The sequence below is a fragment of the Gammaproteobacteria bacterium genome (assembly GCA_013001575.1).
Lineage (GTDB): Bacteria > Pseudomonadota > Gammaproteobacteria > Steroidobacterales > JABDMI01 > JABDMI01.
The window spans coordinates 1-18600 of record JABDMI010000015.1; the positions used below are offsets into that span (position 1 = coordinate 1).

Genomic DNA, 18600 nt, shown 5'->3' on the forward strand with positions numbered 1-18600 from the left:
GACTGACCGTTATAGGTCGTTGCCTCACCCACGGTTAAAAATGTTTCCCAGGAAACACCATCCGGATCCAGAACCCAGGCTTTATCGGATTCGGCGTAACAACAGGTGGTTTTACCCTGATCAAAAATTTCCATTTCGGCCGCGGTGAGTTGTTGTTCTATCTCGGAAAATTCTGCTGCGTTCTCGGCTTGTATGCCAAGATGATCAACGCCGAGTTTGCCACCGCGTGTGTTAATGGCCAAATTTACTCTCGGATCCTCGAGCATCCATTTGGCGTAATCGTCTTTAATGACACTCGGTTCCTGCTTGAACAAGTTGGTATAAAACAGTATGGACTTGTCGAGGTCGGCGACATTCAGGTTTACGTGAAAGCGTTTCATGATTTACTCCAATGCGAAAATGTGGATTAATTTAAATTAGTTACAGGCTATTGCTGCACTCACCGATTCGGAAACATTTTGCGAACCGTTGCAGCAGTCTTGTAATAAAAAGGTAATGACATCACTCATGCATTCATAATTGGCCCGATAAATGAGTTTGCGCCCATTGCGTTGTTTAGTGATCAAATGGTTTTGAGTCAGTGTATTGAGGTGTGATGACATGGTGTTTTGCACAACATTTAATTGCGCCGCGATCTGTCCCGCCGATAAACCATCCGGGCCAGCTTCAACCAGGCTTCGGAATACCCTTAAGCGGGTTGCATGGGCCAGGGCGGCGAAAATCGGTGTGGCAGTATTAATATCCATATATCTAGAATAATCGATATATTAGTCGATAGCAATATTATGCAATATCAGGGTCAGATAACTTGTTTTTGCAGTTTGCGGTAAACTGTATGAAATATAGTTAAATATCAACAATTTACAGGTACAAATTTTGAACTACGATGTCGATCTTTTTGTAATTGGAGCCGGTTCGGGCGGGGTGCGTGCTGCGCGTATGGCAGCCGGTTTTGGAGCCAAAGTCGTGGTGGCGGAAGAACGTTATCTGGGCGGGACCTGTGTGAATGTAGGTTGTGTACCTAAAAAATTATTTGTGTATGCCTCACATTTCTCAGAGGACTTTCACGATGCCGAGGGATTCGGGTGGAACATGGGTAAAGCACCAGATTTTGATTGGGCAACTTTACGCGACAACAAAACCAAAGAAATTGAACGACTGAATGGAATTTATCGGCGACTGCTGGAAAATGCCGGCTGTGAGATTATCAAGGGTCGTGCCCGCGTCACAGGTCCAAACTCCGTGGCGATCAACGGTAAAACCATTACCGCTGGAAAGATCTTATTAGCGGTTGGTGGCTGGCCTGATGTGCCAGAGTTTGAGGGCAGTGAACACGCCATAACTTCCAACGAAACCTTTTATCTGGACAAGCTTCCTAAAAAAATATTGATCGTGGGTGGTGGTTACATCGCAGTGGAATTCGCCGGAATCTATCAAGGCTTGGGTGTTGATACAACATTGATATATCGTGGACCGAAAATATTACGCCATTTTGATACAGACATTAGCGAAATCATTTCTGAAGAATTACTCAATAAAAACATCAAACTAAAACTGGAAAGCAATATTCGTCGCATAGAGAAAAACACTGATGGACAATTAAGCGCACACTTGAACGACGGTTCGACGATGCAAGCTGATGCGATTATGTATGCTACAGGACGCAAACCCATGTTGCATGATCTTGGCCTGGATACAGTCAATGTCGAACTGGATTCTAATGGCAAGATCCAGGTGAATGAAGAGTTTCAAACTAGCGAGGTTTCAATTTATGCGGTAGGCGATATTATTGATACTCCCGAACTAACCCCGGTGGCTTTAGAAGAAGGTATGGCGTTTGCCTACACGCAATTTGGCAATCAGCCTCGAACCGTCGATTACGATGATCTGGCCACGGCCGTTTTTTGTCAGCCAAATATTGCGACAGTTGGTTTAAACGAACAAGATGCGCACGACACTCACGAGTTATGCATTTATAAATCACGTTTTCGTCCGATGAAACACACCTTGTCGGGAAACCCGGAAAAAAGTTTTATGAAATTGATCGTGGATAAAGAAAGCGATGAAGTGCTTGGTATACACATGATCGGACCGGATGCCGGCGAGATCATTCAGGGCTTGGCCGTGGCCATGAAAGCGGGAGCAACTAAGGCAGTGTTTGATGCCACCATCGGAATTCATCCAACCGCCGCGGAAGAATTCGTGACTATGCGCACCCCGTCAATAGACTAGGGCACCATCCAGTCCAAACTCATTGGCAATTTTATGCATTAGGCTGTCGACGTCTCGATTGCCAACCAGATTTTCTGCCAGCTTAATTTTTCGTTTGTCCGGTGTATCGATATAAATGCCGTAGTACTTCACATTACCCGATGACATTGAGCTGTGTTTGTACAAACGCTTAACGTCCGCAAGGGTAAATTCTTTGGTGTTGGCATTCAACCAGCCTGATTGCGAGATGAGCTTATTATGGCTAACCGTTATCGCGGATCTATACAGCCACTGATGCAGTGCTCCCCATCCGAGCAATAGCCCGAAAAATGAAAACCCGACGCCAATAAATGAACTGCCGTTCTCCACAACAAACATCGCAATCCCGACCCCGCCAAAGATCAATGCCATCAGGCTAAGACCAAAGCACATACTTTTAAGTCGAGCACGTCCAAAAATATATTGGCGGCCATGAACATTTTGATCCAAAGTGAAATTCAGTCGTGACCAGTCTCCCTGGTCAATATTGGCATTATCGTCGAGCATTTCGGCAAAAAATTGCTCTTCATAGTCCGACTCGCCAGATTCCTGACTATCATCCGGTTCGAAAACCGGGATTTCAAAACTTGCTGCATAATCGGCGCCCGGTAAATCGACCGCGGCGCTCAATCGCCACAGATGTTCACTTCCCGGGATTGACCAATCGCTGATTGGCTGGTTATTTGGAAGTTTAAAGACTAAAGGCATGTCATGGGTCTGATTAAAACTGGCGGGATTGATGTTGAGTCTTTGCTCGTCTTGCCATTTAATCTCTTCACGGGTTGAGCGGTTATCCCCCGAACCTGAGGTATATTTATGTATGCATTCAACTCTCACCAGACATTCGCCAGACTCTTTGATCTCGGCAGGAATGTGCAGGTTGGCCCTCAGAGTTTGTCCGAGTCGGGCAGGCAGTTCTTGCAAGGTGAGCTTGCTTTCACCAAAGCGTTTCCATTGCAAATAATTACGCACAGCCCAGGCTGCGAGGCCTATGCCCACGAGCGGGAATAAGAGACCGATTAAAGCCAGGTAATTATTTTTATCTAAAACTTCATGCGGGAGAATGAATAATAAAGGTGTAGAAATTGAATTCCAGAAAATTGCAAACCCAATACTGAACCAGAGTAAATTTTTGTTGTTACTCAAGAGTTCAGATGTATGCCATTCAGATCGCCACATCCATGGCTGTTCCGGATAAATGGATTGTAATTCCAGCTCTTCCAGAGCCTTCTTTTTCCCTCTTTTTGCTATCCACATAATTCCGGCACCCACGCCACCAAACAAAAGCGGGAACAACATCATTAATCCAAACAGACCCCAACGCACATCTTTGATTAAAACGGCTTCGCTGGGGTTATCAGGATTAACCCAGGCCGACATGCTTTGCTGCCGACTTTGTGAACGACGCATATCGTTCACCAGATCCTGATGAAATGACCCCACATTGTCACTGCCAAACCCGAAATATAATTTGCCGGAGGTATACGTTTTGCCATTGAATTGATAGCGGAAACTACCAGTGGCTTTATAGGTAGTTGAATCGTCACCATGATTGACTTTAAGATCTGCCGAAACTACCTGCGCAGGCGTTTCTACCCAGGAACTGGCTTGCAGGCTTGCGGCCAAGTTCTTTAAAGCAAAAAATCCGACCGCCAAACCCGCGATCAGGAACACAAGGCCAAAAATAGTTAAACATCCGGTTCCTTTAGAGACCCCGGATTTATTATTCTTAGTTAATTGCATATAAGAACTTTATACCATAACTCTCGCGTTAACCGGAATTCTCGTTATAATTCATTCACATGAAGCAAGTTGCCTTACTTGGAATCCCGCTAGACTTTAACTCCTCGCATTTGCGCGGAACGGCTCTGGGTCCGCAAAAAATTCGCGATGCCTTGAACAGTGGATCCATGAATTGGTGTGCCGAAAACGGCGTGGACCTGAAAAAGAATTACAACTGGAAAGATCTGGGTGATATTGAGTGTGGCGATGAATACTTGGCCTTTCAGAAAATTGAATCTCTGGTCATGCATCAGCTTCGCGAAGGCAACAAAGTTTTAACCCTGGGTGGTGATCATTCCATTACCTATCCCATTCTTAGTGCCTACGCCCGGATCTATCCCGATATAACCATTCTGCATTTTGATGCGCATCCGGACTTGTACGACGAACTCGATGGCAACCCCTTTTCTCATGCGTGTCCGTTTGCCCGGATTATGGAAGAAAACCTCGCGAAACGCCTGATCCAGGTCGGTATTCGCACGATCAATCCACATCAACGAGACCAGATCGAGCGTTACGGGGTGGAAGTGATTGAAATGCAGAACTGGAACGGCTTGCAAAGCCTGGACGAAATGGAAATCGAAGGTCCTTTATATCTGTCGTTTGATATGGATGCTTTGGATCCGTCGTGTGCACCAGGAGTCTCACACCACGAGCCCGGGGGACTTACGGTGCGTCAGGTTCTGGAGGTGATCCAGGATCTTGAGGTGGAATTGGTGGGTGCTGATATTGTTGAATACAACCCGGTGCAAGACATTAATGACATGACCGCCTTTGTAGGCGCCAAACTGTTTAAAGAATTTATGGTGAAAATGTTGTGAGGCCGGTGTAATTCGACATTTATAATTTCTTCACCTGATTCAGGATCGGGTTATACATTCAATCGCACTGGATTACGATTACGCTAATTGCGAAGGTGCTCCATTAAAAAAGCCGCGACAAGCCTAAGCTGCCGCGGCAAGCAAAACGATTCAATTGTGGAGCGAGGGGATCATCAATCCATTGAATCGCAGTAAGTAAAAATTAAAAAACGAATATCATTAATTCCGTGATAACCGTTGACTAGTCTTCATTCAGTTCGAGGTCGACAGATACATTGTCAACGCCTTCAACATCATTGACAATTTTGACAGCTTTGGCGATATCCCAAACGCTGTCCATGCTGCCTGCAATAATAGCCCGACTGCCTACAGCGCTCACTTCAAGATTTGCATTACGAATATCCTCATCTTTATTTAATGCGGCTTGTACTTTGGTGGCCAATTCCGGGTTAGGCTTTCCAGTGTTTTTCGCTCGATCAGATTTTGATTTATCATTTCCAGAAACCGGTTTCGCGACCGACTCATAACTGTCATCCATTTTAAAGCTCACACTGCCACTGCCGGTATCGATACTGGCTCGGCCTTTGCCGTCACCTACGGTGCCAATGAATGTTCCGCGCTTATCACGTTTAACTTGTAGATCGGGTAAATCAACATGGATGCCGCCACTGCCTGTGTCTATATCAATCTTCAGAGAAGGTGCGTGTGTGCTAACAATTTTGACACTGCCACTACCGGTGTCGATCTCAAGATTATTGACATTACCAAGGTCGCCATTGATACGCACTCCGCCCGAGCCGGTATCAATCTCGATCAGTTCGCCGCCCAGGTAATCATTCACAGTCACAGAGCCCGAGCCGGTATCAGCCTTTACATTGCCAGTTACTTTGTTGATCTTGATGCTACCTGAACCGGTATCAGCATCTGCACTGCCATTGATATTAGTGAGAACAATGCTTCCCGAGCCAGTATCGGCATCGATATCACCAGTGAAATTCTCAATAGTGATCTTGCCGCTTCCGGTATCCGCCGAAAGCCGGCCACGCGAATCGTTAACATTGATCTTTCCCGAGCTGGAATCCAGTGACAGGTCATTGTTAATGTTGTTGGCATCAATTTGCCCGGAGATAACCCGCACTTTGCTTTTCTGACCGGCCGGAATGGCAATGTTCAAATCGGCGTATACCTCGGCCCATTTCGAAAAGACGCCTTTGGCCTTGCGTGCAACCCGAACTTTCTGGCCCATGTATTTACTACTGCTTTGACCGCCCCAGTTCCAGGATGATGCTTTGTCATCCGGGTTGTAAATAATTCCAGTGTAATCATCCAATGGGTAGCTAACGGAAATTACGGTTTTGTCGTCGAATTTTTCTTCATCAAATCCGATACTTTCAAGCAGCTCATCTGCTTTTTTCTGGTTTTTAGCCTGTGCTTTGGCCGTACCGGTGATGTGGATCATACTATCACTACTTGGCGAAAGCGTAATTTTTCCAGCTATATTCTGGATAACAATCAAATTATTGTCCGGCTTTGTATGTAACTCGACAGTCTTGCTGGATTCAGCGGCATGCAAAACTGCTGAACTGGCCAATAACATGCCTAGAATTACCAGTTTGAAATTTGTTAAATGGTACATAAATGCTCCTGAAAATTTCTTAATTGAATAGGATTATTTTGCAATGGTAAGAATGAGTCGGGACGATACTGCCACCACATCTTCCTCTTCCAGCGCCAAAGTTACGGCACGGTCGAGATCTGACTGACTGAAGACTTCACCGTGTAAATACACAATGCCATTTTTTGCCGTCACAGAAATATTGCGGTCAAACAACACGGCATCGTCAGAAAACTTGTTTTGCACACGCTCTGGCAGTGCGTAATTAGATAAGTGCGTCTCGGATTCATTATCGTGATGACTGCTGTATATGTCTTGCTCATGCCCATAACTCAATTCACCGTCATCGTCGCCGATCACAACCACACAAGCAGATAAAAGCATTGGTATGGTTAACAGCAGCAAGTATTTAAAGTTCATGCTTTGTCCTTGTTTAAGAATTATTATTTAACTGTCATCCCGATAGCGGCGCAGGTAGATTGCACCGGCGATAAAGGCAGAACCAAGCGCTGCACCAACCCAGAGCTTGATCGAGCTTAATAGGCCAACTGGATTAATGATACTGGTCAGACTGAAATCATCCGGAAGATCCAGTTTATGCAAATCATCCCAGCCTTCAATATCGACATTCAGGTCGCTATTGCCAACTTGAAATGCTGTTTCAAAAAAGCTGCCCACATAGTTACCGATCATGTCGACAAAATTGTTACTACCAAACATGATACCTTCCATCATCGCAATGAAGATTGGTGTCAATACAGCCCACAGGAACGGACGTGCCTTTTTCGCCAGGCTTGAAGCAAACAATAGCCAGCCTGTGAATGGCAGCATCCATAAGCCAGAGGCAATGATTGTATAAATACTCACGCCCACATCAGAAAAGATCGGTGCCGGTTTCCACAATAATTCATAAGCCGAACCGCCGCCAAACCAGATGAACAGTGTGCTAAGTATGAGCACGACAATCTTGGTAACAAATACCCCCAGGAAAAAACATACCGGGATCACCAGACTTGCGGTCAACACTTTTGAGATAACCGTTTCTGTGTCGGAAACCGGTAGAGATTTCCAAAACAAAATATGCCGTTCCTTACGTTCACTGAATAATGCATCAAGCAGGTAAAAGAAAATTACCCACGGCATCACTATTAAAAACACACTTTGTATGCCAATAAAAGTGGCATAGATTACTCCGGTACGGCCGCCTTCCGGCGTCATTTCCAGGCCGTTAACCAAATGTGTGAAGCCAATGGTGCCACCAACGCCCTGAATAAAACCGCCCAAGGCACCCAGAATCACAATTCCAAAAACCACGGCCGGTGCAATCCAGAAAGCCGGATGTTCCCAATATTCACGTTTTAACAATATGGGTAAATGTTTCATGCGGCTACTCCTTGATTAGCGCGAGTCTGCAAGCGCTTGTTCTGCATAATGGCAACAAACAAGTCTGCCACGCCCGGTGTACGTGTCTCACCCAGGGCCTGTAACTTGGTGAAATCACCGGAACGATACAAATAGGCGCGTTTACCAAATACGTCAGTTTTATGAATCGGGGCATAAGACTCGGCCAGATCATAATTCTCGGGTGAGACTAAAACTTCGCTGTATAAAGTGGCGATATCCTCCATGCTTTCATCGAGCACGATCTTGCCATCATCTATGAATAACAAGTCCGATAAAATGTGTTCGACCTCTTCAACTTGATGGGTGGTGATCAATATAGTTTTTTGATCATCAAAATAATCATTCAGTAAACGCGAATAAAATTCCTTGCGATACAAAATATCCAGGCCCAATGTTGGTTCATCGAGAATCAGTAATTTCACATCGATCGCCATCACCAGAGCCAGATGTAATTGCGTGACCATGCCTTTGGATAAGGCCTTGATCTTGGAATCCGGGTTTATCTTGGTGCGCTTAAGAAAATCTTCCGCTTTAGAGCGATTGAACTTAGGATGGACTTTTTCGACAAACTCGATCGCTTGTGACACTTTCATCCAACGCGGCAAAACGGCCACATCGGCAATAAAGCACACATTTTCCATAAGCTTGGCGCGATCCTTGTAGGGATCCAGGCCTAATACCCTGAGTTCACCATCAAACTTGGTTAAGCCCAAGATAGCTTTAAGTGCTGTGGTCTTTCCGGCGCCGTTTGGCCCGATCAGGCCGATAATTTGGCCGGCTTCGACCTTGAAATTCGCCTGGTTCAAGGCATAGGTCGTGCCATATACCTTGGTCAGTCCTTTCGCATGAATCACTGTACTCACTACTCGTCTCCCCCGGTTGTAGTTTTATTTTTTATTAGATCATTCAAGTCCAGGCCCAGCCGCTTGATGCGGTTATGTATTCCCGGCCACTCTTCCTGTAAAAACTTTTCACGTTCGCTAGTCATTAATTTCTCTGAAGCTCCCGGCATAACAAACATTCCCAAACCGCGTTTTTTTTCAACCAGATCAGCATCGACCAGTTCCTGATAACCTTTCATAACGGTCATCGGATTTAAGCGGTACTCGGCGGCTACCGAGCGAACTGAAGGTAAAACATCGCCATCGTTCAGGGTGCCGTCGAGGATCATCGCCACTACGCGGTCGCGTAGCTGGCGATAGATCGGTTGGTTGTCATTCCAGGTATTGCTCATAGTATTTCCTGTAAGGATATTCTTATAATGTCAGGCGCTGACTGACGGCTAAATTTCGCTTGGCGCTTTGTAAAGTTTCAATCGCAAAATCCAGGGCGATCATTGTAGCCTCACGGCTGGCAGCATCCTTAACATCAAAATCAATTGTACCCAGAGTTGCGATCACAGGAATGATCGACTCTGTATTTACTGCTTCAACACTTACCGCTTGACGGGCTGTTTTACTAATCGCTGCCAATACAGGTTCTGGCTGTGTTTGCGGCACGTTTGCCAATACAGCATTCAAGCTTTCCAGGCTAGGAGCATATTGCTCAAAGCTTTTTTCACTTTGCATGCTTTGTTGGGTTTCCAATCGCATTGATTCAGACATAGAAACATGACGAGTGATCGTGGTGAGTAATTCATAAGAAGGAGCGACCATGTCGCTTGTTTGCAGCTCTGCCTGAATGCTCTGAAGAGTTTCAGTGCGGAACTGCTTAGATAATTCGTTTGTAGCACTTTCCGTTGCTTGGGTATTAAAGCAAGTTACCAAAAGTACTGCAGCAGTTAACGCTTTAACAAACGAATGACTGATGGACTGTCTTGCGTGGGTGTTCATTTTTTTCTCCTGGCCGTAGCCTTTCTTTGAAAATTTAATAACACCATCACTGTCGGGTTTTTGGATTTTGACCGTAGTGGTGTTGTAGTGAACTATAACACCAGACTGGTAAATGGCAAGTACTTTGGCAAAATATTTATCAAATACTGAATAAAAACCAATAAATACAACAAGTTAATAATATTAAAAATGTCAACAATTGTGCCGTTGAGGTGTTCTACGCGGTGAATATGGTGTTCAATTTAATCTGAATATGAATAAAAATTAGTCAAATTATCGATAATGGTTCAATTTTCACTTTTCAGTGTTATCTCAGATCAACACCTAACCCCATTTGTAATACGACCTCGTTTAAGTATCTGACACTCTCGCAAATGCCAGCGAGAACCTGATAACAGAGTGATAAATACGAATGAGGAAAACCCATGAAACCAAATAATTCTAAATCGAATAAAGAGACCAAATCTCAAAGCCTGTTTAGTGTACGTCTGCCCAGATTGTTTACACAGTGTTCTTTAATAGCCTGTACGGCAACGCTTGTGGCCTGTGTCGGTAATGTTGAACAAAACCGCGATGTCGATACTGATGAAAGACTAAACGCGCCATTGATAGAGTCGAGCGATCACAAAAAAAATAAATCACAAAGTCAATCTGGTTTAAATGATGTGGTGGTCATCGGAGAACGTCTGCGCTCTGCGAAAGAAAGACGGGAGACTCAAGCACTACAAGGATCATCAGCACAAAAATCTGTTCCTGAAAAACCGACCAGGCAAAAAACTAATTTATCCGATCAAACTACTATTAAATCTGATGTAGAAGAAGTGAACGTGAGCATTGCGCCAGTCAGCCAGTCTGGAATAATGCTGGGACATACCATAAGCCAACAACGCATTGATAGTAATGCGATAGCAAACGCTCCCCCTTTGAATCAAGTTGTAAACAGCAATGATCCTTACTTGCCGGTTAATAATGAAAAATACGCCTCCTTGGAAGAGAATTCGGTCAAGAGTGTGGCAGACGATCCCGTATCAACTTTTAGTGTGGATGTTGACACCGGTTCTTACACCAACGTGCGGCGCATGCTACAACAGGGCTATTTACCGCAACCGGATGCAGTTCGGGTGGAAGAATTCATTAATTATTTTGATTATTCATACGCTGCCCCGAAATCGACAAAAGACCCGTTTTCAGTGACAACGGAATTGGCGCCCACACCCTGGAATGCGAACTCCAGCTTATTAAAGATCGGTTTGCAGGCCTATGAAGTTGACGCCAGCGAGCGGCCTTCGGCAAATCTGGTGTTTTTAATGGACGTTTCCGGCTCCATGAATTCACCGGACAAGTTGCCTTTGTTGAAAAAATCATTTCGGATGCTAACAAAGCATTTGAATGAAGATGATTCGGTTTCCATTGTGGTTTATGCGGGTGCGTCTGGTGTAGTGCTTGAGCCAACTAACGGTGATAACAAGCGTGAAATTTTGGCGGCCATGTCCCGTTTGCGTGCGGGTGGTTCGACCAATGGTGTGGCGGGCATTCAACTGGCTTACCAAATGGCAGAACAAGCGTATATCGATGGCGGTATCAATCGCATAATTCTGGCCACTGATGGTGACTTTAATGTCGGCACTAGCAATGTAGAAGCGCTGAAACGCTTGATCGAAGACAAACGTAAAACCGGTATTTCCCTGACTACCTTGGGATTTGGTACGGGTAATTACAACGACCAGCTTATGGAACAGATCGCCGACGTAGGCAATGGTAACAATGCCTATATCGACAGCGTGCAAGAAGCCGAAAAAGTTCTGGTTACCGAAATGAGCAGCACTTTGCTAACAGTGGCCAAAGACGTCAAGATCCAGATCGAATTTAATCCTATGCAAGTGTCAGAATACCGTTTGATTGGCTATGAAAATCGTGCTCTGAAAAGAGAAGACTTTAATAACGACACGGTGGATGCCGGTGAGATCGGGGCCGGGCATAACGTTACCGCTATTTACGAGATATTCCCGAGTGAGCAACAAAGCCGTGCGATAGATCCACTACGCTATGGCAAGCAGCAAAGCAACAACCATAGCAGCAAGATTCAGGCACCAATGAGTTATCGCAACGAGATTGCTTATGTGAAATTGCGTTTCAAGTATCCCGATGCAGACAAAAGCCAATTGCGTAAATTTGTGGTGAAAAAGTCGGACGAGCGCCGTTTGCGTAGCACAAGCCCTGAGTTTCGTTTTGCCGCTGCAGTCTCAGCGTTCGGGCAAAAACTCAAACGCAGTCAATACATCAAAGATTTCGGTTATGAGGACATTTACGAACTGGCCCAAAGCGGTGCACAAAATGATGAACATGGTTATCGACACGAGTTTGTCGGGCTGGTTGAGTTAGCGGCGGAATTGTCGGGCGAGAACGGCGACCACTTGCTTTCGGAAACCCACTGACAGCTGGTCAATATGTTGGCGGTGAAGTATGCTTTGCACATGGATGTGCACCCTTCAGGCCAGCTTGAATCACCGGAATCAGAGATCTCCGATGAGGAGTTGATGATGGCGTATGCACAACACAACGATCAGCAGGCATTTGCCACTCTGTACACTCGGCACAAAGGGAGTTTGTATCGCTACTGTGTGCGTATGCTTGGAAATGAGGCGTTGGGCGCCGAGTTGTTTCAGGAAGCCTGGAGTAAAGTGATAAAAGCACGCGCTCGATATGAGGTCAAAGCCAAATTCACAACCTATCTATTTCATGTTGCCCACAATTTGGTGATAGATCAATGGCGCAAGCATAAACCCGACATGCTGTCGGTTGATCAAGACGACTCGCACATCGAGCTGGAATCATCCACCGACATGTTTGCTGATCTTTTGAGTGAGGAACGTCTGGAGCGTTTCCGTGCAGCCATTGCAAACTTGCCGCCAATACAACGTGACGTGGTGTTGTTACATTACGACCATGGACTTACCCTGGAACAGATTGCCTCACTGGATGGAATAGGGCGAGAAACCGTTAAAAGTCGATTACGTTATGCCATGAAAAAATTGAGAACCCAGTTAGACACATCACAAGCCGCGGCACATGCAATAGACAACGAGGTATCCCATGACTGACAAAAAACCACTTGATCAGAATCAGGATGCCTTGCGTTCAGCGTTCGATAAATTGAATGCCCGGGACGAATTGCAACCCTCAGCGGAACTGGATGCTTTGATCTTGCAGCAAGCGGCTGATGTTGTCACCAAAGATGAGGCTGCAACGAATACATCGACGGATACTGCGGCCACCGTCACCGACATCAGTTTCCGTCGCGGGCAACGCGAGGCCACATCTCGCAAACAAGTGTTACCCAAATGGGCTATGCCAATGGCGGTGGCTGCCACCGTGTTGGTCACTTCTGGAATATTCCTGCGCGTGTTGCAAAGTCCCGAGTTTAATGAGCTTGGCAACCCGGCAGCAAGTTCGGCAACGGTCTACAGTGACAGTGCAGAAATAAGTGGTCAGGCCTCGTCAAATAACAATAAGCCGGCAATCGTAACTGAGTCCTTGGATAACACGGGTGAGATTTTGCCGGGCCAATACGCGTCTGAAAAACCCGAGGCTCTCAAGGAACAGCGCGAACAAGAATTCGCCCAAGACACCCTAAAGACCCGTGCCGCGAAGATTTCTTCACCAGACCGCAAAGACGAGTTATCGGGGATGGCTGATGGTGCTTTGCGTGACACAACAACGGCCAGACAGAATGCTCAACAAGCCGAACAACAAAAAATGGATTCCGATAAGCGTCAACGCGAGGCAGCGGCTGAACAAGTTGCTCAGCAACGTGCTCGCTTGATGGGTAATGCGAGCGTGGACTCGCGGGGAGACAGGGTGAAGATTAAATCCCCGGTCCCTGAAAAACCACCTGCGCCAGTGGCAAAACAAGTGTCTGATCCAACAGTAAATCCGGAGGAGGGCTTTGCTGCAACAAAACCCGAAACCCTGGCAAGCGGTGTCTCCACACCAGTGTCGGCAGACGTACGCGATGAGCAAGACTTGATGATTGAAGAAGTGATTATTGCTCCGGTTGCCGAGACAAGCCCTGGCATTGCTGCTGCGCAGGAAGTAGTCGTAACGGGTGCACCCATGGAAAAGAATGTTTTAAGCGAAGTGCAATTCGAACATCGCACCTGCCAGGTTTCCTATGATTGTGAGTTACTGGCTCTGGAGTGTGAGAGTTGTGATTGTCTCCAGACGATCAACCGCTCCGAGCTTGACGCTTACAACAGCGAATTTACTCCTGACGAAATTCGTAAGCAGTGTGAAGGATACTCAGTTGAATGCGATTTGGGTTACTGCCAAGTTAAACAAAAAGACACAGCAAGCGGTAATTGAAAATCCGGGCCTGAAATAATCGCTAAAGTGCCTGTTTTTTCTCTTGGCCTGCTATCAGTCAGTCGGCCTCAAGCGTGGTAAAATGCGCGTCCAAATTTTGAATTTCCCCTAATTTTCCGATTTTTTGGAGCATTTCCATGACTAAACCCGTTCGTGTCGCCATTACCGGAGCCGCTGGTAACATTGGCTATCAACTCGCTTTCCGTATCGCTTCTGGTCAATTATTAGGACCAGATACCCCTGTCATTTTGCAACTGGTCGAGATTCCCCCAGCCATGCAAGCCCTGGAAGGCGTGGTTATGGAGCTGAATGACTGCGCTTTTCCATCATTGGTCGGTATTGAAACCGCCGATGACCCGGTGAAAGGCTTTAAGGACACAGATTTCGCCTTATTGGTCGGCGCGCGTCCTCGTGGTCCGGGTATGGAGCGTAAAGACTTGTTACAAGCGAACGCCAAGATCTTTTCTTCGCAAGGCCAGGCATTGAATGCCTCGGCCAGCCGCGACGTCAAAGTTTTGGTTGTCGGTAACCCGGCAAACACCAACGCCATGATCGCCAGAGCCAATGCGCCGGATCTGAATCCGCGTAACTTCACGGCCATGACGCGCTTGGATCACAACCGCGCCTTGAGTCAACTCGCCAGCAAGACGGATTCACATTCCACCAAGATCGAGAATCTGATCATCTGGGGCAATCACTCATCCACCCAGTATCCCGACCTGCATCATGCAACGGTTGATGGCAAAGCGGCACTGGACCTGATTGATAATGATTTTTATGTGAACGATTACATTCCAACGGTTCAGAAACGTGGCGCGGCAATTATCGCTGCACGCGGTGCTTCTTCAGCTGCATCTGCCGCTTCAGCCGCAATTGATCATATGCATGACTGGGCCCTGGGCACGAATGGCAAAATGATCAGCATGGCAGTACCTGCCGATGGTTCTTACGATATTGAAGAAGGTATTGTGTATTCGTATCCGGTTACCTGTGCCAATGGCGATTACAGCATTGTGCAAGGACTGGATATCAATGAATTCAGTCGAGATCGTATGGATGCTACAGAAGCCGAATTGCGCGAAGAGCGTGATGGTGTAAAGGAATTGCTACCTTAATTTTGAAGTTAAGAGCGATAATTTATAAAGCCCGGCTTTGGTCGGGCTTTTTTATGCTTGCTTTATCATGCATAAAAAAATTTGCTACCATGGGATAAATACTAAAGACTTTTGATATCCATGCTTGAATCATTGCAGAAATTAGCATCTCGAATAAAATTTTTACGAATACCTGCAATTGGGTTTGGAATTTTGTGTCTGGCTTTACTGGTATGGGCAATTTTGATCAGCGCAAAAGATGTTCATAATTTGATAATGCCGGCATTTATAGGATTGTTATGGGCTGTCTGTTCCTATTCGTTCATTGGTGTTTTTCAATCCATTCCGCAAAAAGCCGCCACCCAGAGCGGATTTAGAAAAAAAATTGTTCGACACATCCTACGAGCATGGTACTGGATGTTAGGGTGGGGATTTATAGTCTTGACGCTACTTGTGATCGCGATAACTTCTAAACTGGTTGGTATCTGGTTGTCTAATATTATTACTTGATATGAGCACGCTTTTGAGAATCAACCATGGAAAAAGCACTCTGGCTTTGCTAAAGTGGGCGGATGAAATACGGGATTAACGCTTACGCTGTGGATGTTGATGAATTGATCAGCATGATCGGTTCGCACGATGTTAATTTTCTTAACAGCCTTAAATTTGATATTGCCGACGACATATCCAGATTTAAAAGAAACCGGCAACGCCCGGGCGATCACGATATCGAAGAGCTGCTGTCATTTATTGTATTCAATGACTTGCGCCCGAGTAAAAATAATAATGCGGATTACGCCTATGCCCTGGAATTGATGTGTAAAGGCATGGGGAAGGCCATGTACCCCGAGGCCTTGCGAAATCTATCACGTGAGCGATTTGTCGAACTTCACGAGATCAATGAACTGGGATCGCGTCCAGGCCCGTTGTTTAATAAAATTCCCTGGCCAGATCAAGTGCCGCGTATTGGTTGTATTCCTAACCGGGAAATGCGTGATCGTTATGAGGTCGCCATGCAGCTTTTCACTATTCAGGAAGACCATAATAAAAAAGCCTATTACCACGAATATATCGGATGGCTGATCGAGGCCAATAAACGTGGTTCGGGTTTGGTAACCTTTATGTACTAAGAATTTTCAGAAATCGTTCTTTTTACGACCTCATCATCACATAACAACACAATTACGACCTTTTTTCTTGGCGCGATAAAGGGCTTTGTCGGCCAGTTTTAAAATGTCCCAGGGCTGGCTAGACACGCTTGAATCGGAAATCCCAGCCGAGACGGTCACGCTGACCGATTGCGGTTTACGTGGCTTGGATTTTAATTCGCTGGCCCTGCGAGTTGCCCGGTTAACCACAAACGGGGTTTGCTCTATGGTTTCACGCAAATTTTCCATAGCAACTTTAGACTCTTTTTTGTTTTTGCCTGCAAACACCACACAAAATTCTTCACCTCCGTAGCGGTAGGCAATGCCCCCGCCCCCAACCTTGTGCAGTTTGGCCGCAATCATGCGCAATACCGCATCACCGGTTTCATGCCCGTAGCGATCATTGAATTTTTTAAAATGGTCCACGTCCAGCATCGCGAGGGCAAAAGTGCCTGAAAGATTCTGGAATTTTTCACGCAAGGCGCGTCTTCCAGGCAAGCCCGTCAGTTCGTCCACATAGGCCATGTACCAGGAATCCTGAACCACAAAATAGAAACACATCAGCAGTGCAGCACAGCTAAAGAGCAATAAACTTTCTTGTGATTGACCAAATTGGATCAACAGGATCACGCAGACTAAAACACCCAGGCCCACAGCGATTTGCGGTTTGGGTTTTAGGGCAAATGTGATGATCATAGCCATCAGACTAAACACCCAGACAAACAAGGCGGATTGCGACAAGGATGTCCAATCAAAATATTTTTCCGGCAACCATTCGCCAAGAAACAGGTTTTTTGCCCAGCCGGGTGGTGAACTGGCCATACTAAAGACCACAATAATGCAAATTACAATAATGAAATAGGCCGGTGTGGTTCCACTGCTGAGAATGCTTTTTTCCGGCAGCAGGGTAACGCTCAGCAATAACAATGGCAGCAGGGCACCAAGCAAGGAAAGGGATAACTCGCCATTCGCCCAGCCACTGCGTAGTGCCACATTACATATTATGAGTAACACCACATAGAAAAAGATCACACTTCGATTAAAGTACAGTGTAATTCCGACCAACAAAATGGTGAGTAAATGAGGGAGATAGATCAATCCGGCAACGACCTTTTCCGGTATTTGATCGTATTGCAGAAATGCATAGATGGCGACAACCAGAATCAATAGTATTGGCGCCAGGCTTTTAACAATTGAACGCATAAATCTTGCCGGGATTATTAATTATTTGAATATCAATACTTTAACATCACTGTGATGACATACAAACCGAATATCTGTCGCAATATCTTTCACTAATGTGATTTCCAGGCAATTGTCTGCGTAGAATCACGCATTGCCTTGTAATCTGGCTTGGGTTAAATTGGTCGTCTTTACGATTAATTATTCAAAGCTTGCACAGGAGTCTATTATGTTCGGCGCACTTTTCTGGACAATTACTTTTTTAGCCGTCTTTATGAGCGCGACTTATCAGCGCTTCAGTTTACAAAACAGCACCATTGCCATGGGCGTTTGGCTAGGGGCCTATTTGATCTTTGGCGATGGCGGATTTATCTGGAACAGTGTGTTGATTCTGGGTTTTGCGGCTTTGGTTGTATTGAACCTCAAATCATTCCGCGAACAATACCTGACCAAACCGTTTATGGATATTTACCGCTCCATGTTACCGGAAATGTCGCGAACCGAGTCTGAGGCACTCGAAGCCGGAACAGTGTGGTGGGATGGAGAATTGTTTTCCGGTAAACCCGATTGGAACAAATTACTCGATATTCCCGAACCACGACTGAGCCAGGAAGAGCAAGACTTCCTGGACAATGAAGTCGAAGAACTCTGCCGAATGCTGGATGACTGGCATATTACCCACGAACTAGGTGACTTGCCCGAACACGTTTGGGATTTCCTCAAAAGCAAAGGCTTTTTTGCTATGATCATACCCAAGAAATACGGGGGCAAGGAATTCTCGGCCCTCGCGCATTCCGAAGTACTGATCAAAATTTCCGGTGTGAGTATTACCTGTTCTTCAATTGTTGCCGTGCCAAACTCTTTGGGCCCGGGGGAATTACTGAATCATTACGGCACCCAGGAACAAAAAGATTATTATTTGCCGCGCTTGGCGGACGGGCGTGAGATTCCGTGTTTTGCCTTAACCGGGCCACGCGCCGGTTCCGATGCGACGTCGCTAACCGATTCAGGGATCGTGTGTAAAGGCATGTTCAAAGGTGAAGAGATCATCGGCATCAAACTGAATTTCAGCAAACGCTATATCACTCTTGCCCCGGTTGCCACGGTGAT

At 45.9% G+C, this 18600-nt stretch carries 18 protein-coding genes; 8 read left to right on the forward strand and 10 right to left on the reverse strand.

Annotated elements, in window-relative coordinates; genetic code table 11:
* Both HKN88_01105 and HKN88_01110 read right to left on the reverse strand, forming a co-directional pair.
* The coding region (locus HKN88_01105; GenBank protein NNC96646.1) for a glyoxalase/bleomycin resistance/dioxygenase family protein at nt 1-380 on the reverse strand (380 nt) is incomplete at its 3' end.
* Between the two features lie 36 nt (nt 381-416).
* Nucleotides 417-746, reverse strand: a complete 330-nt coding sequence (locus tag HKN88_01110; GenBank protein ID NNC96647.1) for a helix-turn-helix transcriptional regulator — start codon at nt 744-746, stop codon at nt 417-419.
* Nucleotides 747-876: 130 nt separating this feature from the next.
* Between HKN88_01110 and gorA the strand changes: the two genes are divergently transcribed.
* Nucleotides 877-2232, forward strand: a complete 1356-nt coding sequence (gene gorA, locus HKN88_01115) for a glutathione-disulfide reductase (protein ID NNC96648.1) — start codon at nt 877-879, stop codon at nt 2230-2232.
* Here gorA and HKN88_01120 read toward each other — a convergent pair.
* Nucleotides 2221-3993 carry a DUF3592 domain-containing protein gene (locus tag HKN88_01120; GenBank protein ID NNC96649.1) on the reverse strand — a complete coding sequence of 591 codons (1773 nt, stop codon included), beginning with the start codon at nt 3991-3993 and terminating at the stop codon, nt 2221-2223. The two genes, gorA and HKN88_01120, sit on opposite strands and share 12 nt — an antisense overlap.
* A 59-nt stretch (nt 3994-4052) precedes the next feature.
* On the opposite strand from HKN88_01120, the gene speB reads away from it, so the two are divergent.
* Nucleotides 4053-4853, forward strand: a complete 801-nt coding sequence (gene speB / locus HKN88_01125) for an agmatinase (GenBank protein ID NNC96650.1) — start codon at nt 4053-4055, stop codon at nt 4851-4853.
* Nucleotides 4854-5094: 241 nt separating this feature from the next.
* Here the strand turns inward: speB and HKN88_01130 are convergent, their stop codons facing one another.
* Genes HKN88_01130 through HKN88_01155 form a run of 6 tightly spaced genes read right to left on the reverse strand, consistent with a single transcriptional unit; the run spans nt 5095 to nt 9704 of the window.
* The gene (locus tag HKN88_01130; GenBank protein ID NNC96651.1) at nt 5095-6489 is read right to left on the reverse strand and encodes a DUF4097 family beta strand repeat protein; all 1395 of its coding nucleotides are present in this window, start codon (nt 6487-6489) and stop codon (nt 5095-5097) included.
* Between the two features lie 33 nt (nt 6490-6522).
* Nucleotides 6523-6888, reverse strand: coding sequence for a BON domain-containing protein (locus HKN88_01135; protein ID NNC96652.1), 366 nt, complete (start codon nt 6886-6888; stop codon nt 6523-6525).
* 27 nt (nt 6889-6915) lie between these two features.
* Nucleotides 6916-7851, reverse strand: coding sequence for a hypothetical protein (locus HKN88_01140; protein NNC96653.1), 936 nt, complete (start codon nt 7849-7851; stop codon nt 6916-6918).
* Nucleotides 7848-8735: an ABC transporter ATP-binding protein gene (locus HKN88_01145; GenBank protein NNC96654.1), complete on the reverse strand. Its 888-nt coding sequence runs from the start codon at nt 8733-8735 to the stop codon at nt 7848-7850. The genes HKN88_01140 and HKN88_01145 overlap by 4 nt, the downstream gene beginning before the upstream one ends.
* Nucleotides 8735-9106, reverse strand: coding sequence for a GntR family transcriptional regulator (locus HKN88_01150; protein NNC96655.1), 372 nt, complete (start codon nt 9104-9106; stop codon nt 8735-8737). The genes HKN88_01145 and HKN88_01150 overlap by 1 nt, the downstream gene beginning before the upstream one ends.
* Before the next feature lie 22 nt (nt 9107-9128).
* Nucleotides 9129-9704, reverse strand: a complete 576-nt coding sequence (locus HKN88_01155) for a hypothetical protein (protein NNC96656.1) — start codon at nt 9702-9704, stop codon at nt 9129-9131.
* Between the two features lie 860 nt (nt 9705-10564).
* Between HKN88_01155 and HKN88_01160 the strand changes: the two genes are divergently transcribed.
* The 5 genes from HKN88_01160 to HKN88_01180 all read left to right on the forward strand — a co-directional run bounded on the left by HKN88_01160 (nt 10565) and on the right by HKN88_01180 (nt 16290).
* On the forward strand, nt 10565-12139 hold the full coding sequence (locus HKN88_01160) for a VWA domain-containing protein (protein NNC96657.1): 1575 nt from the start codon (nt 10565-10567) through the stop codon (nt 12137-12139).
* A 12-nt stretch (nt 12140-12151) separates the two neighbouring features.
* Nucleotides 12152-12805, forward strand: a complete 654-nt coding sequence (locus HKN88_01165; GenBank protein NNC96658.1) for a sigma-70 family RNA polymerase sigma factor — start codon at nt 12152-12154, stop codon at nt 12803-12805.
* On the forward strand, nt 12798-14066 hold the full coding sequence (locus tag HKN88_01170) for a hypothetical protein (GenBank protein ID NNC96659.1): 1269 nt from the start codon (nt 12798-12800) through the stop codon (nt 14064-14066). Before HKN88_01165 ends, HKN88_01170 begins: the two co-directional genes overlap by 8 nt.
* A 137-nt stretch (nt 14067-14203) precedes the next feature.
* Nucleotides 14204-15181, forward strand: a complete 978-nt coding sequence (locus HKN88_01175) for a malate dehydrogenase (GenBank protein ID NNC96660.1) — start codon at nt 14204-14206, stop codon at nt 15179-15181.
* Nucleotides 15182-15732: 551 nt separating this feature from the next.
* A complete protein-coding gene (locus HKN88_01180; GenBank protein NNC96661.1) occupies nt 15733-16290 on the forward strand; it encodes a hypothetical protein in 558 nt (185 codons plus the stop codon).
* Between the two features lie 36 nt (nt 16291-16326).
* Here the strand turns inward: HKN88_01180 and HKN88_01185 are convergent, their stop codons facing one another.
* Entirely contained in the window at nt 16327-17511 is a 1185-nt protein-coding gene (locus HKN88_01185; protein NNC96662.1) for a GGDEF domain-containing protein, read from the reverse strand.
* A gap of 253 nt (nt 17512-17764) precedes the next feature.
* Between HKN88_01185 and fadE the strand changes: the two genes are divergently transcribed.
* Nucleotides 17765-18600, forward strand: an 836-nt coding sequence (gene fadE / locus HKN88_01190) for an acyl-CoA dehydrogenase (GenBank protein ID NNC96663.1), incomplete at its 3' end; no start/stop codon positions are given.